The organism is Streptomyces sp. NPDC104831 (assembly GCF_055583025.1).
In genome coordinates this window covers 42,444-61,468 of record NZ_JBVJOT010000008.1, presented here as the reverse complement: position 1 = coordinate 61,468, position 19,025 = coordinate 42,444, and the positions used below count along the sequence as shown (strand labels likewise).

The following is a 19,025-nucleotide window of genomic DNA, read 5'->3' as shown; positions in this document are numbered from 1 at the left end:
CAAGCTTTGTGAAGCGCTTCGACACTGCGCATTGCCGACAGGGGGGTGAGGGTGTGATCGACCCTAACTCCAGGGATACCGGGGTGTCCATAGGCTGTCGAAGCGCTTCGACAGCGTTTTCCCGGCCATGCGGTGGTCGCCGCCACGCCGGGCGACGGCCGCCGGGGCTCCACGCTAGCGCCGGGCCGCCGCGCCCCGGTGGCGGGGGCCGCCCGTTTCGGGTACCAACGATCCAAGGGCACCGGTCGGTGCCGAACGGTCCCGGCCGTCCCTCTTCGCGGCGAGGTGAGCCTCGATGTCCGCCACCACCACCCCACGCACCACCGTCACCGAGCGCGAGGCCCGCCGGGTGGCGGAGGCCGCCCGGCAGCGGGACTGGCGGGGGCCCAGCTTCGCCAAGGAGCTGTTCCTCGGGCGCTTCCGGCTCGACCTCATCCACCCCCACCCGCTGCCCGACGAGGAGTCCGTGCGGCGCGGCGAGGAGTTCCTGGCGAAGCTGCGCGCCTTCTGCGAGGCGGTGGTCGACCCCGCCCGCATCGAGCGCGAGGCCCGCATCCCCGACGAGGTCGTGGCGGGCCTGAGGGAACTCGGCGCCCTCGGCATGAAGATCGGCCCCGAGTACGGCGGTCTCGGCCTCTCCCAGCTGTACTACAACAAGGCCCTCGCCCTGGTCGGCTCCGTGAGCCCCGCCGTCGGCGCGCTGCTCTCCGCCCACCAGTCGATCGGGGTGCCGCAGCCGCTGAAGCTGTTCGGCACGCGCGAGCAGAAGGAGGCGTTCCTGCCCCGCTGCGCCCGCACCGACATCTCCGCGTTCCTGCTCACCGAGCCCGACGTGGGCTCCGACCCGGCCCGCCTCGCCACCACGGCCGTGCCCGAGGGCGACGCGTACGTCCTCGACGGGGTGAAGCTGTGGACCACCAACGGGGTGGTCGCCGACCTGCTCGTCGTCATGGCGCGGGTGCCGAAGTCCGAGGGGCATCCGGGCGGCATCACCGCGTTCGTGGTGGAGGCCGCCTCCGAGGGCATCACCGTGGAGCACCGCAACGCCTTCATGGGCCTGCGCGGCATCGAGAACGGCGTCACCCGCTTCCACCGGGTCAGGGTCCCGGCGGCGAACCGGATCGGCCCCGAGGGCGCCGGTCTGAAGATCGCGCTCACCACGCTCAACACCGGCCGGCTGTCGCTGCCCGCGATGTGCGCGGGCGCCGGCAAGTGGTGTCTGAAGATCGCCCGCGAGTGGGCGGCGGAGCGCGAGCAGTGGGGCAAGCCGGTGGCGCTGCACGAGGCCGTCGGCTCGAAGATCGCGTTCATCGCGGCGACCACGTTCGCCCTGGAGGCCGTCCTCGACCTCTCCTCGCAGATGGCCGACGAGGACCGCCGCGACATCCGCATCGAGGCGGCCCTCGCCAAGCTCTACGGCTCCGAGATGGCCTGGAGGATGGCCGACGAACTGGTCCAGATCCGCGGCGGGCGCGGCTACGAGACGGCCGAGTCCCTGCGGGCGCGCGGCGAACGCCCGGTCCCGGCCGAGCAGATCCTGCGCGACCTGCGCATCAACCGCATCTTCGAGGGCTCCACGGAGATCATGCACCTGCTGATCGCGCGGGAGGCCGTGGACGCCCACCTCTCGGTCGCGGGCGACCTGATCGACCCGGACAAGTCCCTGGCCGACAAGGCGCGGGCCGGCGCGAACGCGGGCGTCTTCTACGCCGGATGGCTCCCGAGACTCCTCGCGGGCCCCGGTCAGCTGCCCCGGTCGTACGGCGGGTTCCGGCACGGCACGGACCTGTCCGGACACCTGCGCTACGTCGAGCGCACCGCCCGCAGGCTCGCCCGCTCCACCTTCTACGGCATGTCCCGCTGGCAGGGCCGGCTGGAGTCCAGGCAGGGCTTCCTCGGCCGGATCGTGGACATCGGCGCCGAGCTGTTCGCGATGAGCGCGGCCTGCGTGCGCGCGGAGCGGCTGCGCGCCGAGGGCCCGCACGGCCGCGAGGCGTACCAGCTCGCCGACGCCTTCTGCCGCCAGGCCCGGATTCGCGTCGGCGAGCTGTTCACCCGCCTGTGGACCAACACCGACGACCCGGACCGGAGGCTGGTCGGAGCCGTCCTCGCGGGCTCCCACACCTGGCTGGAGGAGGGCGTCCTCGACCCGTCGGGCGAGGGCCCGTGGATCGCCGACGCGACCCCCGGACCCTCGCGACACGAGAACGCCCGCCGTCCGTACGGGAGTTAGCAGTACTTGTCGCTCGGGTCCCGGGTCGTCCAGGAGCAGGAGGCGACCTTGCCGCCGTTCGCCTTGGTCAGGGTGGCCGTGTCCTTGTCGTTGTTCCAGACGTAGGCGCGGCGGCCCTGGTACTTGTCGGAGCCGGTGTCCGAGCCGCTGCCGGTGTGGACCTTCAGGTACTTCCCGGCGCCGATCTTGACGTTCGGGAAGACGTACTTGTGGTTGGAGGCGTCCTTCAGCACCCAGCCCTTGAGCGAGACGGCCCGCCCGCCGGTGTTCTTCAGCTGCACCCATTCGCCGTTCAGGCTCTTGTTGGAGCGGTCGTCCTTGCCGGGGCTGTCGAACCACACGTGGTGGATCCTCACGCCCCCGGCGGCCTCGGCCGGGGTGCTGAGCAGGGTGCCGGTGAGCAGGGCCGCTCCGGCGAGCGCGGGCAGGGCGGCGCGCAGGCGCACAGTGCGCATGGAGATATCCCCCCAGGATGTCGTCCGTGAAGTCATGCGGAACGAAGTGTTTATCACAAGATCTTCATGGCGGTTTCACAAGGGGAATCCCGGCCGGCGCACCCACCCGGGGGACGCGCTGTCCGGGCCGCCGCCGCTTGCCGCAACAATGGGAGGATGACCGACAGTCCCGCCCATCCGGCACCCCTCGCCGACCCGCACCTCGTCTACGACCCCGCCGCCGGCGACGGACCCAAGGACGTGGTGATCCTCGGCTCCACCGGATCCATCGGCACCCAGGCCATCGACCTCGTGCTGCGCAATCCCGACCGCTTCCGGGTCACCGCCCTGTCCGCGAACGGCGGCCGGGTGGCCCTCCTGGCCGAGCAGGCGCACCGGCTGCGGGTGCGGACCGTGGCGGTCGCCCGCGAGGACGTCGTACCCGCGCTGCGCGAGGCGCTCGGCGCCGCGTACGGCACCGAGCCGCTGCCCGAGATACTCGCCGGGCCCGACGCGGCCACCCAGGTCGCCGCCTCCGACTGCCACACCGTCCTCAACGGCATCACCGGCTCCATCGGCCTCGCCCCGACCCTGGCCGCCCTGGAGGCGGGCCGCACCCTCGCGCTCGCGAACAAGGAGTCGCTGATCGTCGGCGGTCCGCTGGTCACCGCGCTCGCCAAGCCCGGCCAGATCATCCCGGTGGACTCCGAGCACGCGGCCCTCTTCCAGGCCCTCGCCGCCGGCACCCGCGCCGACGTCCGCAAGCTCGTCGTCACCGCCTCCGGCGGCCCCTTCCGCGGCCGCACCAGGGCCGAGCTGGCCGGCGTCACCGTGCGGGACGCCCTCGCCCACCCCACCTGGGCGATGGGCCCGGTGATCACCGTCAACTCCGCGACGCTGGTCAACAAGGGGCTGGAGGTCATCGAGGCACACCTGCTGTACGACATCCCCTTCGACCGCATCGAGGTGGTCGTGCACCCCCAGTCGTACGTCCACTCGATGGTCGAGTTCACCGACGGTTCCACGATCGCCCAGGCGACGCCCCCCGACATGCGCGGGCCGATCGCCATCGGCCTCGGCTGGCCCGAACGCGTCCCCGACGCCGCGCCCGCCTTCGACTGGAGCAAGGCGTCCACCTGGGAATTCTTCCCGCTGGACAACGAGGCCTTCCCCTCGGTGAACCTCGCCCGGCACGTGGGGCGGCTCGCGGGCACGGCCCCGGCGGTGTTCAATGCGGCCAACGAGGAGTGCGTCGCCGCCTTCCTGGACGGCACGCTGCCCTTCAACGGAATCGTGGAGACCGTCACCCGGGTGGTCGAGGAGCACGGCACCCCGGTCACGGGAACCTCGCTCACCGTGTCGGACGTCCTCGAAGCGGAGACCTGGGCCCGCGCCCGGGCCCGCGAACTCACAGCCACGACGGCGACCGCGGAGGCGCGTGCATGACGACCTTGATGTTCATCCTCGGCATAGTGGTCTTCGCGGTGGGCCTGCTCGTCTCGATCGCCTGGCACGAGCTGGGGCACCTGTCCACGGCCAAGCTCTTCGGCATCCGCGTCCCGCAGTACATGGTCGGCTTCGGCCCGACCATCTGGTCACGCAAGAAGGGCGAGACCGAGTACGGCATCAAGGCCATCCCGGCCGGCGGCTACATCCGCATGATCGGCATGTTCCCGCCCGACGACCAGGGCCGGGTCGCCGCCCGCTCCACCTCCCCCTGGCGCGGCATGATCGAGGACGCCAGAGCGGCGTCCTTCGAGGAACTGAAGCCCGGCGACGAGACGCGCATGTTCTACACGCGCAAACCGTGGAAACGGGTCATCGTCATGTTCGCCGGCCCCTTCATGAACCTCGTCCTCGCGATCGGCCTGTTCTTCACCGTGCTCATGGGCTTCGGCGTCCAGCAGCAGACCACCACCGTCGCCTCCGTCTCGCCCTGCGTCATCGCCCAGAGCGAGAACCGCGACACCTGCGCCAAGACCGACAAGCCCTCCCCGGCCCAGGCCGCCGGCCTCCGCACCCGCGACAAGATCGTCTCCTTCGACGGCAGGCCCACCAAGGACTGGGACACGCTCTCGGACCTCATCCGGGACAGCGCCGGCAAGTCCGTGCCGATCGTGGTCGAGCGCGACGGCAGGCGGCTCACCCTGCACGCCAGGATCGCCACGAACCTGGTCGCCAAGAAGGACGCCGGCGGCGGCTACGTCCAGGGCAAGTACGTCGAGGCCGGCTTCCTCGGCTTCGGCGCCGCCACCGGCGTGGTCACGATGGACTTCGACGACTCCGTGGCCTGGATGACCGACCGGGTCGGCGACGCCGTCGCGTCCCTCGCCGACCTGCCCGGCAAGATCCCCGCCCTGTGGGACGCCGCCTTCGGCGACGGCCCGCGCGAACCGGACTCCCCGGTGGGCATCGTCGGCGCCGCCCGCATCACCGGCGACATCGCCACCCTGGACATCCCCGCCTCCCAGCAGGTGGCGATGTTCGTGATGATGCTCGGCATGTTCAACCTCTCCCTCTTCCTGTTCAACATGCTCCCGCTGCTGCCGCTCGACGGCGGGCACATCGCGGGCGCCCTGTGGGAGGCCCTCAGGAGGAACCTGGCCCGGGTGCTGCGCCGGCCCGACCCCGGCCCGTTCGACGTCGCCAAGCTGATGCCGGTGGCGTACGTGGTGGCCGGGATCTTCGTCTGCTTCACCGTCCTGGTGCTGATCGCGGACCTCGTCAACCCGGTGAAGATCTCCTAGCCACCCCGTGTTCACGCGGCCCGGAACCCCCTCCGGTTCCGGGCCGCCCGCGAGCGCGCCGGATCACGGGTGTGATGTGTGGCGCCCGGCCCGGTGCCGTAATCTCGGACCCTGGAGCCCGCCGTATACGGGACCGGATCCTGAACCACGACTTGGGGTTGCACAGCAGATGACTGCGATTTCTCTCGGCATGCCGTCCGTTCCGACCAGGCTCGCCGAGCGCCGGAAGAGCCGGCAGATCCAGGTCGGAAGCGTGGCGGTCGGCGGGGACGCGCCGGTCTCGGTCCAGTCGATGACCACCACCCGCACGTCCGACATCGGCGCCACCCTCCAGCAGATCGCCGAGCTGACCGCCTCCGGCTGCCAGATCGTCCGTGTGGCGTGTCCCACCCAGGACGACGCCGACGCCCTCGCCACGATCGCGAAGAAGTCGCAGATCCCGGTCATCGCCGACATCCACTTCCAGCCCAAGTACGTCTTCGCCGCCATCGAGGCCGGCTGCGCCGCGGTCCGCGTCAACCCCGGCAACATCAAGCAGTTCGACGACAAGGTCAAGGAGATCGCGCGCGCCGCCAAGGACCACGGCACCCCGATCCGGATCGGCGTCAACGCCGGCTCCCTGGACCGGCGCCTGCTCCAGAAGTACGGCAAGGCGACCCCCGAGGCGCTGGTCGAGTCGGCCCTGTGGGAGGCGTCCCTCTTCGAGGAGCACGACTTCCGGGACATCAAGATCTCCGTCAAGCACAACGACCCGGTCGTGATGATCGAGGCCTACCGCCAGCTCGCCGAGCAGTGCGACTACCCGCTGCACCTCGGCGTCACCGAGGCCGGCCCCGCCTTCCAGGGCACGGTCAAGTCGGCCGTCGCCTTCGGCGCTCTGCTGTCGCAGGGCATCGGCGACACCATCCGCGTCTCCCTCTCGGCCCCGCCGGTCGAGGAGATCAAGGTCGGCATCCAGATCCTGGAGTCCCTGAACCTGCGCCAGCGCGGCCTGGAGATCGTCTCCTGCCCGTCCTGCGGCCGCGCCCAGGTCGACGTCTACAAGCTCGCCGAAGAGGTCACGGCCGGCCTGACCGGCATGGAGGTCCCGCTCCGCGTCGCCGTCATGGGCTGCGTCGTCAACGGCCCCGGCGAGGCCCGCGAGGCCGACCTCGGCGTCGCCTCCGGCAACGGCAAGGGCCAGATCTTCGTCAAGGGCGAGGTCATCAAGACCGTCCCCGAGTCCAAGATCGTGGAAACCCTCATCGAGGAGGCCATGAAGCTGGCCGAGCAGATGGAGGCGGACGGCGTGACCTCGGGCGAGCCGTCGGTGTCGGTCGCGGGCTGACCCCCGTACCCGCCCTTGTTCCCGTGAGTCCCGTCACCGCCCGGTGGCGGGACTCGGCCGTACCCCGGCCCACACGGTCCTGCCCGGCTGCCTCGGCGCGACGCCCCACTCGCCGGCGAGCGCCTCCACCGGCATCAGCCCCCGGCCGGACTCGTCACACGGCTCCCGCGCCTCGGGCAGCCGCTCGGTCCGCGTGCCGGACACCTCCAGCCGCAGGGCGTCGTCCGACGCGGTGAGCCGCGGCCCGAAGTCCCGCCCGGCCACGTGCCCGTGCCGGACCGCGGTCGACGCCGGCCCGGCGGCGAAGAGCCGTCCGAGCCCGCGTGGTTCGAGAGCGGCGACGGCGAGGGCGGCGAATGCGTGGAGGTGGCCGCCCGCCCCACCGCCTTCTACGTCCGGGACTCCCAGCACGACCCCGCCACCGCCCCCACCCTCGCGGTGCCGGCGGCGGCCCGGGACGCGTTCGCCGGGTCCGCCCGGCGTCCGTGCGTCGATCTCGCTCCCGCGGCGAGGCGCCGCGCAGGTCCAGGAGGTACAGTGCCGGGACCAGCAGAACCCCACCGTGAGGCCCCGTAGTGTTGACCCAGACCACAACCCGGGTCCTGGAACCGAGTGACCTGGACGCGGCGCTCGCCGTGCTCGATCGTGAGCCGGTCGCCAACGCCTTCGTGGCCTCCCGGGTCCGGGTCGCCGGCCTCGACCCCTGGCGGCTCGGCGGCGAGATGTGGGGCTGGTACGAGGACGGCATGCTCACGTCCCTGTGCTACGCGGGCGCCAACCTCGTCCCCATCTGCGCCACCCCCCGCGCCGTCCGCGCCTTCGCCGACCGCGCCCGCCGGGCCGGTCGCCGCTGCTCCTCCATCGTCGGCCCCGCCGACGCCACCGCCGAGCTCTGGCGGCTGCTGGAGCCGCACTGGGGCCCGGCCCGGGACGTCCGCGCCCGCCAGCCGCTGATGGTCACCGACCGCATGCCCGACGACATCGCCCCCGACCCGTACGTCCGCCGCGTCCGCAAGGACGAGATGGAGACGATCATGCCGGCGTGCGTGGCGATGTTCACCGAGGAGGTCGGCGTCTCCCCGCTGTCCGGCGACGGCGGCCTGCTCTACCAGGCCCGGGTCGCCGAACTCGTCGGTTCCGGCCGCTCCTTCGCCCGCGTCGACGAGGGGGGCCGGGTCGTGTTCAAGGCGGAGATCGGCGCCGCCACCCCCCAGGCCTGCCAGATCCAGGGCGTGTGGGTGGCCCCCGAGTACCGGGGCAGGGGCCTGGCGGCCCCCGGCATGGCCGCGGTGCTGCGCTACGCCCTCGCGGACGTCGCCCCCGTCGCGAGCCTGTACGTCAACGACTTCAACACCGCGGCGAGAAGGACGTACCGGCGCGTCGGCTTCCGGGAGACCGGAGCCTTCATGAGTGTGCTCTTCTGACACCCCTGTACGCTCCCCGCATGGACCCAGTGATCGGCCCCCTGGACCTCACCGCCCACGTGGACGAGGCGTTGGCTGTCCAAGCCGTCGCCTTCGGCCTCGGCCCGGAGGAGGTCGCCGTACGCCGGCAGATCGTCCAGCGCCACATGCAGTACCAGGGCGCGCGGGCCTACGGCGCGACCGCCGGCGGCCGGCTCGTCGGCTTCGTGTACGGCATGCCCAACAGCCGCGCCCACTGGTGGTCCACCGTCGTGGAGCCCTACCTGCGCGCCGGCGGCAACGACCACTGGCTGGACGACTCCTTCGTCATCACCGAGCTGCACGTCCACCCCGACCACCAGAACCGGGGCATCGGCCGGAAGCTGATCACCACCATCACCGACACCGCCGCCGAACCCCGCTCGATCCTCTCCGCGATCGACGTCGACAGTCCCGCCCGCGGCCTGTACCACTCCCTCGGCTACACCGACCTCGCCCGCCAGGTGCACTTCCCGAGCGCGCAGCGCCCCTACGCCGTGATGGGCGCCCCGCTGCCGCTGCGCAGGCGCTAACCGATTTCCACCGGCACGGGCGGCCCGGATAACCTCCATGCCACCACCTTTATCCGGCAGGAGTACGAGAACCATGGCCAACGCACCGGTCCAGCGCATGTCCCAGTTGATGGCGAAGACGCTGCGCGACGACCCGGCGGACGCCGAGGTCCTCAGCCACAAGCTCCTCGTCCGCGCCGGCTACGTCCGCCGCACGGCGGCCGGCATCTGGAGCTGGCTGCCCCTCGGCAAGAAGGTCCTCGCGAACGTCGAACGCGTCGTCCGCGAGGAGATGGACGCCATCGGCGCCCAGGAGGTCACCCTGCCCGCCCTGCTGCCCCGCGAGCCCTACGAGGCGACCGGCCGCTGGGACGAGTACGGCCAGGAGCTGTTCCGGCTCAAGGACCGCAAGGGCGGCGACTACCTCCTCGGCCCCACCCACGAGGAGATCTTCACCCTCCTGGTCAAGGACCAGTGCACGTCCTACAAGGACCTGCCGGTGATCCTCTACCAGATCCAGACCAAGTTCCGCGACGAGGCCCGCCCCCGCGCCGGCATCCTGCGCGGCCGCGAGTTCCTGATGAAGGACTCCTACTCATTCGACCTGGACGACGAGGGCCTCGGCACCTCCTACGCCCTGCACCGCGAGGCATACCAGCGGATCTTCGCCCGCCTCGGCCTCGACTACCGCATCTGCGCGGCCACCGCCGGCGCCATGGGCGGTTCCAAGTCCGAGGAGTTCCTCGCCCCGGCCGAGGCCGGCGAGGACACCTTCGCGGACTGCCCGAACTGCGACTTCGCCGCCAACACCGAGGCGATCACCTACCAGCTCGCGCCGGTGGACGGCTCCGCCGTGCCCGCGCTGGAGGAGATCCCCACCCCCGACACCCCGACCATCGAGACGCTGGCCGCCTCGCTCGGCGTCCCGGCCTCCGCCACGCTGAAGAACCTGCTGGTCAAGGTGGACGGCGAGATCGTCGCCGTGGGCGTGCCCGGCGACCGCGAGGTGGACCTGGACAAGGTCGAGGCGCACTTCGCCCCGGCCGCCGTCGAGATGGTCACCGAGACCGACTTCGCCGCCCACCCCGAGCTGGTCCGCGGCTACGTCGGCCCGCAGGGCCTGGGCGAGAAGGTGAAGTACATCGCCGACCCGCGCGTGGCCCCCGGCACCGCCTGGATCACCGGCGCCAACAAGGAGCACACGCACGCGAAGAACGTCGTCGCCGGCCGTGACTTCGAGGTCGACGCGTACGTGGACGTCGTCGTGGTCCAGGACGGCGACCCCTGCCCGAAGTGCGGCACCGGCCTCCAGCTGGACCGCGCCATCGAGATCGGCCACATCTTCCAGCTCGGCCGCAAGTACGCCGACGCCCTCAAGCTGGACGTCCTCGGCCAGAACGGCAAGCCGGTCCGCGTCACCATGGGCTCCTACGGCATCGGCGTCTCCCGCGCCGTCGCCGCGCTCGCCGAGCAGACCGCCGACGACAAGGGCCTGGTGTGGCCCAAGGAGGTCGCCCCCGCCGACGTGCACGTGGTCGCCGCCGGCAAGGCCCTCCAGACCGAGCTGGCGCTCGACGTCGCCGGGAAGCTCGCCGCCGCGGGCGTCCGCGTCCTCGTGGACGACCGGGCCGGGGTCTCCCCGGGCGTGAAGTTCACCGACTCCGAGCTGATCGGCGTCCCGCAGATCCTGGTGGCCGGCCGCCGCGCCGCCGAAGGCGTGCTGGAGCTGAAGGACCGCAAGACCGGTGAGCGCGAGGAGCTGACGGTCGAGGAAGCGATCGCCCGCCTGACCGCGTAGGCACCGGGCCCGCCGACGACGCCCCCGGGTCTCCCGGGGGCGTCGTCGCTACAGCCAGCCCGCGAACTCCAGCAGCAGCTCCGCGTCCGCCGGCCGGCCCACCCGCAGCGCCCGCACCCCGGACTCCACCGCCCTGAACAGCGTCCAGCCGCGCAGCCGGTCCTGGTCGACCTCCAGCGACTCCGCGAGCCGCTTGATCCGGCGCCGGGTGGTGGCGGGGCCGGACGACTGCGCGATCAGGTCCTCCACCCGGTCCCGGACCAGCCGCGCCAGGTCGAAGGCGCTGTCCCCGACCACCGGGTCCGGGCCCACGGCGAGCCACGGCATCCGCTCGCCCGAGAGCACCTTGCTCTGCCGGAACGTGCCGTGCAGCAGCCGGTCCTCGGGCGGCGCGGCCAGCAGCGCCTCCCGGGCGGCGAGCGCCGACTCCACGAGCGGCGCCACCTCCGGATCGGTCCCGGCACTCGCCCGCATGGCCGCCGCCTGCCGCCCGGTGCGCTCGGCGACGGTCTCGAAGACGTGCCCCGCCGGCGGCTCCACCCACAGCCTGCGCAGCGTCCCCGCCGCCTCCAGCAGCGCCTTCGCCTCCGGCAGGGAGCGCACCGACACATCCGGGTGCAGCCGCTCCAGCAGCAGCGCCCCGTCTCCCGCGCCGTCCTCCAGCAGCTGTACGGCGCCCAGCCCGGCCCAGTGCGCCAGCGCCGCCCGCTCGCTCTCCGGGCGGGACCGGGGCGGCACCAGCTTCAGCACGGCCGGGGTGCCGTCCGGCCGCCGTACCAGCATCACCAGGCTGCTGCGCCCGCCCGGCACCTGCACCCGTTCGACGGTCAACCCGCGCCGGGCGGCGGCCTCCTCGGCCGCCGCGGGCAGCCGCGCCAGCCAGTCGTCCCCGGCCGGTGCCGTCTCACCGAGCGCCCGCACCAGGCGCGGCGGCGGTTCCAAAGCCATCCGCGAGTCGTTCCCTTCGTGTGGGGTCCATGTCCGGTCACCGCCCCGGCCCACAGGGGGCCGAGCCCGATCCCGTCCCGGTCCGTCTCCGGCCTTGCCCGGTCCGGCCCTGTACCGGCCCGGTCCCGATCCGATCCCGGTCCGGCATCCGACCGGATCCGTCCCGATCCTGACCTGACCCGGTCCGAGCCCGCTCCAGTCCGGCCCTGATCCGGCCCTGATCCGGGCCGGTCCCGATCTGGTCCGGGCCTGGCTCGGTATCCGATCCGCTCCCGGCCCGGCATCCGACCGGATCCGGTCCCGACCCTGGCCTATCCCGGTCCGAGCCCGCTCCAGTCTGGTCCGAGCCTGCTCCAGTCTGGTCCGGGCCCGATCCAGTCCGGCCTTGATCCGGCCCGGGCCCGGTTCGGGACCGATTCCGATCCGGTTCGGTATCCGGTCCCGGCCCGAACCGTTTCCGGTCCGTTCGGCCGGGGCCGGCCGCGCGGTCCCGCGCACCTCCCCGGCGCCCTCCTGCCGTACTGCCGTCCTGCGGTCCTGTCGTCGTGCCGTCGGGGCGGGCGACCGCGTCCGTCCGCGTCCGTCCGCGTGGCCCGCCGGCAACGGCGTACGAGCCGCGCAGCGGCGTCTCAGTGCCTCGCCGGGGCCGTGGCGGCCGTCGCGGAACCGGAAGGCGACGTGGTCGTGCCGGCCGCGCCGGTCCGCTTGTCGGTCCGTTCGCCGGACCGCTCGGCGAGCCCAGGGAAGGCTACGCTCTCCCCGCTCCAGCGCACCGCCCGCACCGCCGCCTCCCTGAGCGCCCCGGCCGCCTCGGCCCGCCGCGCCCCGGTCGCCGCCCGCACCAGGTCCGCGTACACGCCGGCCACCCCCTCCTCCAGCCGCGCGGCCAGCCGTACCGCCGCCGGCCCGTCCTCGACCGGGAACGGAAGCGCGTACGCGGCGCTCGCCGCGACCGGAGCGGCGCCCAGGTCGCGCACCGCGCGCACCAGAGCGTCCCGGCGCGCCCGGTGGGCGTCGTACGCCGTCCGTGCCTCCGCCCGCCGCCGCTCGCCGATCCGGCCGCCGACGACCCCGTAGCCGTAGACCGCCGCGTGCTCCGCGGCCAGCGCCGCCTGGAGCGCGGTCACCTCGGCCCGCTCCGTCTCCTCGCTCACCGGGCTCCCTCCGTCAGCAGGTACGCGTGCGCGGCACCGGCCGCCGCGACCGACGCCAGCAGCCGGGCCACCTCGTCCGGCGCCTCCAGCAGGTCCCGGGCCCGCCGGTCGGCGAGGGCGCGCTCGGCGGCGGCCAGCCCGGCGACCGCGTCCTTCTCCGCGGCGGGCACGGGCGCGGCCGAGGGCTTCGACGCCGACGGCGTGGGCGTGGGCGGCGCACCGTCCTCGAACGCCGCCGCGTGCGCCGCGACCTGCGCCCGCAGCGGCCGCAGCCGGTCCGCCAGGGCGGGATGCGCGGCGAGCACGGCGTCGTACCGCGCCAGCAGCCCCCGGCTGTCGAGCGCCGCACGCGCGCGGGCCCGCGCGGTGGCCGATGGTCCGTCGCCGGCCGGGTCCGTTCCGGCCGAACAGCCCGCCAGCAGGGTGACGCCGGCGGCCGAGGCGAGCAGGGTTCTTCTGCGCGGCCCCGAGGGGGTGCGCGACGGCGAGGGGTACGGCACGGCTGACGTCCTCGGGGGGCTCGTACGAACACACGGGCGGGAACGGCGCCCGCCGTTGATCACGGTACCCGCGCATCCGCTCGCCGCATGTCACCGGCTCAGCGGACCCGCCCGCCGCTGCGAAGCACCCCCCGCCGGAGGCAGTAGGCTTTGTCCAGACACGCGACCCATCCCACAACAGCACACGCGGCCGAGGAGTCACCCGGATGAGCACCACCCAGAGCGAGAGGCTGCGAGAGCTGCTGGAACCGCTCGTCACCTCCCATGGGCTGGATCTCGAAGAGATCGCCGTGGACTCCGTAGGACGCAAGCGGGTGCTGCGCGTCGTCGTCGACTCCGACACCGGAGCGGACCTGGACCGGATCGCCGATGTGAGCCGCGCGCTCTCGGCGAAGCTGGACGAGACCAACGCGATGGGCGAGGACGCGTACGACCTGGAAGTCGGCACCCCCGGCGCGGAGCGCCTCCTCACCGAGCACCGGCACTTCGTGCGCGCCGTCGACCGGCTCGTGAAGTTCCAGCTCACGGAGGGCGGCGAGCTGCTCGCCCGGATCCTGGAGGCCGACGACGAGGGGATCGACGTGGAGGTGCCCGGGGTGAAGGGCCGCAAGGCCACCCGCCGCAGGCTCGGCTTCCCGGAGATCGCCAAGGCGCGCGTGCAGGTCGAGTTCAACCGCAAGGACAGCAAGAAGGACATGAAGGAAGAGGAGGAGGCGTAGCCGTGGACATCGACATGAGCGCCCTGCGGGGTTTGGTCCGGGAGAAGGAGATCTCCTTCGACCTGCTGGTCGAGGCGATCGAGTCGGCCCTCCTCATCGCCTACCACCGCACCGAGGGAAGCCGCCGACACGCGCGCGTGGAGCTCAACCGGGAGACCGGGCATGTGACCGTGTGGGCGAAGGAGGACCCCGAGGACCTCGCGGAGGGCCAGGCGGCCCGCGAGTTCGACGACACCCCGTCCGGCTTCGGCCGCATCGCCGCCACCACCGCCAAGCAGGTGATCCTGCAGCGGCTGCGCGACGCCGAGGACGACGCGACGCTCGGCGAGTACGCCGGCCGTGAGGGCGACATCGTCACCGGCGTGGTCCAGCAGGGCCGCGACCCGAAGAACGTGCTCGTGGACATCGGCAAGCTGGAGGCCATCCTGCCGGTGCAGGAGCAGGTGCCCGGCGAGACCTATCCGCACGGCATGCGCCTGCGGTCCTACGTCGTCCGCGTGGCCAAGGGCGTCCGCGGCCCGTCCGTGACCCTCTCCCGCACCCACCCGAACCTGGTGAAGAAGCTCTTCGCCCTGGAGGTGCCGGAGATCGCCGACGGCTCCGTGGAGATCGCCGCGATCGCCCGTGAGGCCGGTCACCGCACCAAGATCGCCGTACGGTCCACCCGTTCGGGCCTGAACGCCAAGGGCGCCTGCATCGGCCCCATGGGCGGCCGGGTGCGCAACGTGATGGGCGAGCTGAACGGCGAGAAGATCGACATCGTCGACTGGTCGGACGACCCGGCCGAGATGGTCGCGAACGCCCTGTCACCCGCTCGGGTGAGCAAGGTGGAGGTCGTGGACATGGCCGCCCGCTCCGCGCGGGTGACCGTGCCGGACTACCAGCTGTCGCTGGCGATCGGCAAGGAGGGCCAGAACGCCCGCCTCGCCGCCCGCCTCACCGGCTGGCGGATCGACATCCGGCCGGACACCGAGCAGGCCGGCGCCTAGCCGGGAGAAGGCCCCGGGGAGCCGGGAGCAGGACCGGAGCCGGGGGAGCGGAGCCGCGGCCGGGGAATGGATACCGGCCGCCCGACGCTGAGATCACGACAACAGCCGTTCGATTCTTGCCCCAAAGGAGTGAGGTCGGTACGGGGAGGTAGACTTAACCGTGTCTGGCCGGACGCACGCCCGAACATGCCCTGAACGCACCTGTGTGGGGTGCCGGGAGCGGGCGGCCAAGAACGATCTCCTGCGGATCGTGAAGAGCGGGGACGCATGCGTCCCCGATCCTCGCGGTACGCTGCCCGGCCGGGGTGCCTATGTGCATCCCGCCCTGGTCTGTCTCGACCAGGCGGTACGCCGCCGGGCGTTCCCGCGGGCACTGCGCGTCCCGGGAGCGCTCGACACAAAGGCGTTGCGTCAATACGTCGAGCGGACGACAGTTGCCGAGCAGGCAACGCAGTAAGACGTGCCGTACGGAACCCCGTACGGTCTGGTACCTCGCGAGTCGAAAGCAGGTCGAGATTGCGATGAGCACTCGATGAGTACGCGATGAGTACGCCCATGAACTAGCGACGGTCCGGCTTCAACCCGGACCTCAAAGGAGCGAAGTGGCTAAGGTCCGGGTATACGAACTCGCCAAGGAGTTCGGTGTAGAGAGCAAGGTCGTCATGGCCAAGCTCCAGGAACTCGGTGAATTCGTCCGTTCGGCGTCTTCGACCATCGAAGCGCCGGTTGTACGCAAGCTGACCGACGCCTTCCAGGGCGGTGGCAGCGGCAAGTCCGCGAAGCCCGCCCCGCGCAAGGCCTCCCCCAAGCCCGCCGCGCCCTCTCCGGCGCAGGCGGCACGTCCGGCTTCCCCGGCCCCGCGGCCGGCGGCGGCTCCCAAGCCTCCGGCGGCGCCCGCCGCCCCGCAGCCGGCCGCCCCGTCGGCCCCCGCGGCGTCCGCGCCGGCCCCGGGTCCGCGCCCGGTGCCCGGTCCCAAGCCCGCGCCGCGTCCGGCCCCGGCCGCCCCGGAGTTCACCGCTCCGCCGGCCGCTCCGGCCGCGCAGGCTCCGCAGGCCCCGCAGGCTCCGGCCGCCCAGGGCCCGCGCCCCGGCGGCTCCCGCCCCGGCGCCCCGAAGCCCGGCGGTTCCCGTCCGGCCTCCGGCCAGGGCCAGGCGCCCCGTCCGGGTCAGGGCGGTCAGCGTCCCGGCGGCCAGGCCCCGCGTCCGGGTGCCCGTCCGTCCGGTCCGCGCCCGGGCAACAACCCCTTCACCTCCGGCGGCAACGCCGGCATGGCCCGTCCGCAGGCCCCGCGCCCGCAGGGCGGTCCGCGTCCCGGTCCCGGCGGTCCCGGCGGCGCCCCGCGCCCCCAGGCGGCCGGCCCCCAGGGCGGCGGTCCGCGTCCGCAGGCTCCCGGCGGTCCGCGTCCGTCGCCGGCCGGCATGCCCCGCCCGCAGGGCGGCCCGCGTCCCGGCCCGGCCGGTCCGCGCCCGAACCCCGGCATGATGCCGCAGCGTCCCGCTGCCGGCCCGCGTCCGGGCGGCGGTGGCCCCGGCGGCCGCGGTCCCGGTGCCGGTGGACGTCCCGGTGGCGGCGGCGGTCGTCCCGGTGGCGGCGGCTTCGCCGGCCGTCCCGGTGGCGGCGGTGGCGGCTTCGCCGGCCGTCCCGCTGGTCCCGGTGGCGGCGGCGGTGGCTTCGCCGGCCGTCCGGGTGGTCCCGGCGGTGGCGGCGGTGGCCGTCCCGGCTTCGGTGGCCGTCCCGGTGGTCCCGGTGGCCGCGGTGGCACGCAGGGCGCCTTCGGCCGTCCCGGTGGTCCCGCGCGTCGTGGCCGCAAGTCGAAGCGGCAGAGGCGCCAGGAGTACGAGGCCATGCAGGCCCCGAGCGTCGGCGGCGTGATGCTGCCGCGCGGCAACGGCGAGACCATCCGTCTCTCCCGCGGCGCGTCGCTCACCGACTTCGCGGAGAAGATCAACGCCAACCCGGCGTCGCTCGTCGCGGTCATGATGAACCTCGGCGAGATGGTCACGGCCACGCAGTCCGTCTCCGACGAGACCCTGCAGCTCCTCGCCGACGAGATGAACTACGCGGTTCAGATCGTCAGCCCGGAGGAGGAGGACCGCGAGCTGCTCGAGTCCTTCGACATCGAGTTCGGCGAGGACGAGGGCTCCGAGGAGGACCTGGTCGTCCGTCCGCCGGTGGTGACCGTCATGGGTCACGTCGACCACGGTAAGACCCGACTGCTCGACGCGATCCGCAAGACGAACGTCATCGCGGGCGAGGCCGGCGGCATCACCCAGCACATCGGTGCCTACCAGGTCGCGACCGAGGTCAACGGCGAAGAGCGCAAGATCACCTTCATCGACACCCCGGGTCACGAGGCGTTCACCGCCATGCGTGCCCGTGGTGCGAAGTCGACCGACATCGCGATCCTGGTCGTCGCGGCCAACGACGGCGTCATGCCGCAGACGGTCGAGGCGCTCAACCACGCCAAGGCGGCCGACGTGCCGATCGTGGTCGCGGTCAACAAGATCGACGTCGAGGGTGCCGACCCGACCAAGGTGCGCGGTCAGCTGACCGAGTACGGCCTGGTGGCCGAGGAGTACGGCGGCGACACCATGTTCGTCGACATCTCCGCCAAGCAGGGTCTGCACATCGACTCGCTGCTGGAGGCCGTGGTCCTCACGGCCGACGCCTCGCTCGACCTGCGGGCCAACCCGCACCAGGACGCGCAGGGCATCTCGATCGAGTCCCGTCTCGACCGCGGCCGCGGTGCCGTGGCGACGGTCCTCGTCCAGCGAGGCACGCTGCGGGTCGGCGACACGATGGTCGTGGGCGACGCCTACGGCCGGGTGCGCGCCATGCTCGACGACAACGGCAACAACGTCGCCGAGGCCGGCCCGTCGACGCCGGTCCAGGTCCTCGGCCTGACCAACGTCCCGGGTGCGGGCGACAACTTCCTGGTGGTCGACGAGGACCGTACGGCCCGTCAGATCGCCGAGAAGCGCGCCGCCCGCGAGCGCAACGCCGCGTTCGCCAAGCGCACGCGCCGCGTGTCGCTGGAGGACCTGGACAAGGTGCTCAAGGCCGGCGAGGTCCAGCAGCTGAACCTGATCATCAAGGGTGACGCCTCTGGTTCCGTCGAGGCCCTCGAGTCCTCCCTGCTCCAGCTGGACGTCGGCGAAGAGGTCGACATCCGCGTCCTGCACCGCGGCGTCGGTGCGGTCACGGAGTCCGACATCGACCTGGCGATGGGCTCGGACGCCATCGTGATCGGCTTCAACGTCCGTGCGGCCGGCCGTGCCGCGCAGATGGCGGAGCGCGAGGGCGTGGACGTCCGGTACTACTCGGTCATCTACCAGGCGATCGAGGAGATCGAGGCGGCCTTGAAGGGCATGCTGAAGCCGGAGTACGAGGAGGTCGAGCTCGGTACGGCGGAGATCCGCGAGGTCTTCAAGTCGTCCAAGCTGGGCAACATCGCCGGTGTGCTCATCCGGTCGGGCGAGGTCAAGCGCAACACCAAGGCGCGCCTCATCCGCGACGGCAAGGTCGTCGCGGAGAACCTCAACATCGAGGGCCTGCGTCGCTTCAAGGACGACGTCACCGAGATCCGCGAAGGCTACGAGGGCGGTATCAACCTCGGCAACTTCAACGACATCAAGGTCGACGACGTCATCGCGACGTACGAGATGCGCGAGAAGCCGCGGGCGTAACAGCCGACGGTTCGTGCTGGCCGGCGGGATTTCGGTCCCGTCGGCCAGCGCGCCGTTTCCGCCCACCCGTTCGCGCGGGCGGGCGAGCGGGAACCCGGGGCGCCGCCCCCGGAAAACCCGGTCGAGCCCCCGGCGGGCACGCGGTACGGTGGCTCCAGGCCATCGATCCCGTACCGGCGGGTAAACCGGAACCGACATGTACGTGGGGACTCTGTCCTTCGACCTCCTCCTCGGCGACGTCCACTCGCTGAAGGAGAAGCGCTCCCTCGTCCGCCCGATCGTCGCCGAGCTCCAGCGGAAGTACGCGGTGAGCGCGGCCGAGGTGGATCACATGAACCTCCATCGGCGGGCGATCATCGGCCTCGCCGTGGTCTCCGGCGACGCGGCGCACCTCACCGACGTGCTGGACCGGTGCGAACGGCTGGTCGCCGCGCGCCCCGAGGTGGAGCTGCTGTCGGTCCGACGCCGCTTCCACGGCGAAGACGACTGACGACGACCAGACCACAGAACGCAAGCAAGAAGAAAGAACGGGAGAC

18 protein-coding genes are annotated in these 19,025 nt (G+C 72.7%); 13 read left to right on the top strand and 5 right to left on the bottom strand.

Annotated features, from left to right (window positions below; genetic code table 11):
- Positions 1-295 precede the first annotated feature (295 nt).
- Entirely contained in the window at positions 296-2,233 is a 1,938-nt protein-coding gene (locus ACZ63H_RS08040; RefSeq protein WP_469862975.1) for an acyl-CoA dehydrogenase family protein, read from the top strand.
- Here the strand turns inward: ACZ63H_RS08040 and ACZ63H_RS08035 are convergent.
- Positions 2,230-2,688: a lamin tail domain-containing protein gene (locus ACZ63H_RS08035; RefSeq protein ID WP_469862974.1), complete on the bottom strand. Its 459-nt coding sequence runs from the start codon at positions 2,686-2,688 to the stop codon at positions 2,230-2,232. The two genes, ACZ63H_RS08040 and ACZ63H_RS08035, sit on opposite strands and share 4 nt — an antisense overlap.
- Before the next feature lie 156 nt (positions 2,689-2,844).
- On the opposite strand from ACZ63H_RS08035, the gene dxr reads away from it, so the two are divergent.
- The 3 genes from dxr (at position 2,845) to ispG (ending at position 6,741) form a co-directional block, all read left to right on the top strand.
- Positions 2,845-4,113 carry a 1-deoxy-D-xylulose-5-phosphate reductoisomerase gene (gene dxr / locus ACZ63H_RS08030; protein ID WP_469862973.1) on the top strand — a complete coding sequence of 423 codons (1,269 nt, stop codon included), beginning with the start codon at positions 2,845-2,847 and terminating at the stop codon, positions 4,111-4,113.
- On the top strand, positions 4,110-5,414 hold the full coding sequence (locus ACZ63H_RS08025) for a M50 family metallopeptidase (protein WP_469862972.1): 1,305 nt from the start codon (positions 4,110-4,112) through the stop codon (positions 5,412-5,414). The genes dxr and ACZ63H_RS08025 overlap by 4 nt, the downstream gene beginning before the upstream one ends.
- 169 nt (positions 5,415-5,583) lie before the next feature.
- The gene (ispG, locus tag ACZ63H_RS08020) at positions 5,584-6,741 is read left to right on the top strand and encodes a flavodoxin-dependent (E)-4-hydroxy-3-methylbut-2-enyl-diphosphate synthase (RefSeq protein ID WP_469862971.1); all 1,158 of its coding nucleotides are present in this window, start codon (positions 5,584-5,586) and stop codon (positions 6,739-6,741) included.
- 33 nt (positions 6,742-6,774) lie between these two features.
- On the opposite strand, the gene ACZ63H_RS08015 is transcribed toward ispG, so the two are convergent.
- The gene (locus ACZ63H_RS08015; protein ID WP_469862970.1) at positions 6,775-7,152 is read right to left on the bottom strand and encodes an ATP-binding protein; all 378 of its coding nucleotides are present in this window, start codon (positions 7,150-7,152) and stop codon (positions 6,775-6,777) included.
- Between ACZ63H_RS08015 and ACZ63H_RS08010 the strand changes: the two genes are divergently transcribed.
- The 4 genes from ACZ63H_RS08010 (at position 7,102) to ACZ63H_RS07995 (ending at position 10,493) form a co-directional block, all read left to right on the top strand.
- Positions 7,102-7,317, top strand: coding sequence for a hypothetical protein (locus ACZ63H_RS08010; protein ID WP_469862969.1), 216 nt, complete (start codon positions 7,102-7,104; stop codon positions 7,315-7,317). The genes ACZ63H_RS08015 and ACZ63H_RS08010 overlap by 51 nt on opposite strands.
- A complete protein-coding gene (locus ACZ63H_RS08005; RefSeq protein WP_469862968.1) occupies positions 7,317-8,165 on the top strand; it encodes a GNAT family N-acetyltransferase in 849 nt (282 codons plus the stop codon). Before ACZ63H_RS08010 ends, ACZ63H_RS08005 begins: the two co-directional genes overlap by 1 nt.
- A 20-nt stretch (positions 8,166-8,185) precedes the next feature.
- The gene (locus tag ACZ63H_RS08000) at positions 8,186-8,716 is read left to right on the top strand and encodes a GNAT family N-acetyltransferase (protein ID WP_469862967.1); all 531 of its coding nucleotides are present in this window, start codon (positions 8,186-8,188) and stop codon (positions 8,714-8,716) included.
- Positions 8,717-8,789: 73 nt separating this feature from the next.
- Positions 8,790-10,493, top strand: coding sequence for a proline--tRNA ligase (locus tag ACZ63H_RS07995; RefSeq protein WP_469862966.1), 1,704 nt, complete (start codon positions 8,790-8,792; stop codon positions 10,491-10,493).
- 48 nt (positions 10,494-10,541) lie between these two features.
- On the opposite strand, the gene ACZ63H_RS07990 is transcribed toward ACZ63H_RS07995, so the two are convergent.
- The 3 genes from ACZ63H_RS07990 to ACZ63H_RS07980 form a co-directional block, all read right to left on the bottom strand.
- Positions 10,542-11,441: an aminoglycoside phosphotransferase family protein gene (locus ACZ63H_RS07990; protein ID WP_469862965.1), complete on the bottom strand. Its 900-nt coding sequence runs from the start codon at positions 11,439-11,441 to the stop codon at positions 10,542-10,544.
- 629 nt (positions 11,442-12,070) lie between these two features.
- Positions 12,071-12,595 (bottom strand): ferritin-like domain-containing protein, encoded by a 525-nt coding sequence (locus ACZ63H_RS07985; RefSeq protein ID WP_469862964.1) that lies wholly within the window; start codon positions 12,593-12,595, stop codon positions 12,071-12,073.
- The gene (locus ACZ63H_RS07980; RefSeq protein WP_469862963.1) at positions 12,592-13,095 is read right to left on the bottom strand and encodes a hypothetical protein; all 504 of its coding nucleotides are present in this window, start codon (positions 13,093-13,095) and stop codon (positions 12,592-12,594) included. The genes ACZ63H_RS07985 and ACZ63H_RS07980 overlap by 4 nt, the downstream gene beginning before the upstream one ends.
- Positions 13,096-13,301: 206 nt before the next feature.
- Between ACZ63H_RS07980 and rimP the strand changes: the two genes are divergently transcribed.
- The 5 genes from rimP (at position 13,302) to ACZ63H_RS07955 (ending at position 18,979) form a co-directional block, all read left to right on the top strand.
- Positions 13,302-13,814 (top strand): ribosome maturation factor RimP, encoded by a 513-nt coding sequence (rimP, locus tag ACZ63H_RS07975; RefSeq protein WP_469862962.1) that lies wholly within the window; start codon positions 13,302-13,304, stop codon positions 13,812-13,814.
- Positions 13,815-13,816: 2 nt separating this feature from the next.
- The gene (nusA, locus tag ACZ63H_RS07970; protein WP_469862961.1) at positions 13,817-14,803 is read left to right on the top strand and encodes a transcription termination factor NusA; all 987 of its coding nucleotides are present in this window, start codon (positions 13,817-13,819) and stop codon (positions 14,801-14,803) included.
- A gap of 160 nt (positions 14,804-14,963) precedes the next feature.
- On the top strand, positions 14,964-15,260 hold the full coding sequence (locus tag ACZ63H_RS07965) for a YlxR family protein (protein ID WP_469862960.1): 297 nt from the start codon (positions 14,964-14,966) through the stop codon (positions 15,258-15,260).
- Between the two features lie 145 nt (positions 15,261-15,405).
- Positions 15,406-18,489 (top strand): translation initiation factor IF-2, encoded by a 3,084-nt coding sequence (gene infB, locus ACZ63H_RS07960; protein WP_469862959.1) that lies wholly within the window; start codon positions 15,406-15,408, stop codon positions 18,487-18,489.
- Positions 18,490-18,685: 196 nt separating this feature from the next.
- Positions 18,686-18,979, top strand: coding sequence for a DUF503 domain-containing protein (locus ACZ63H_RS07955; RefSeq protein ID WP_469862958.1), 294 nt, complete (start codon positions 18,686-18,688; stop codon positions 18,977-18,979).
- Positions 18,980-19,025: the final 46 nt, after the last annotated feature.

Bases quoted from the DNA above. Each gene is read 5' to 3' on its own strand.
- ACZ63H_RS08040 (WP_469862975.1), top strand. From the start codon at position 296: ATGTCCGCCACCACCACCCCACGCACCACCGTCACCGAGCGCGAGGCC.
- ACZ63H_RS08035 (WP_469862974.1), bottom strand. From the start codon at position 2,688: ATGCGCACTGTGCGCCTGCGCGCCGCCCTGCCCGCGCTCGCCGGAGCG.
- dxr (WP_469862973.1), top strand. From the start codon at position 2,845: ATGACCGACAGTCCCGCCCATCCGGCACCCCTCGCCGACCCGCACCTC.
- ACZ63H_RS08025 (WP_469862972.1), top strand. From the start codon at position 4,110: ATGACGACCTTGATGTTCATCCTCGGCATAGTGGTCTTCGCGGTGGGC.
- ispG (WP_469862971.1), top strand. From the start codon at position 5,584: ATGACTGCGATTTCTCTCGGCATGCCGTCCGTTCCGACCAGGCTCGCC.
- ACZ63H_RS08000 (WP_469862967.1), top strand. From the start codon at position 8,186: ATGGACCCAGTGATCGGCCCCCTGGACCTCACCGCCCACGTGGACGAG.
- ACZ63H_RS07995 (WP_469862966.1), top strand. From the start codon at position 8,790: ATGGCCAACGCACCGGTCCAGCGCATGTCCCAGTTGATGGCGAAGACG.
- ACZ63H_RS07990 (WP_469862965.1), bottom strand. From the start codon at position 11,441: ATGGCTTTGGAACCGCCGCCGCGCCTGGTGCGGGCGCTCGGTGAGACG.
- rimP (WP_469862962.1), top strand. From the start codon at position 13,302: ATGAGCACCACCCAGAGCGAGAGGCTGCGAGAGCTGCTGGAACCGCTC.
- ACZ63H_RS07955 (WP_469862958.1), top strand. From the start codon at position 18,686: ATGTACGTGGGGACTCTGTCCTTCGACCTCCTCCTCGGCGACGTCCAC.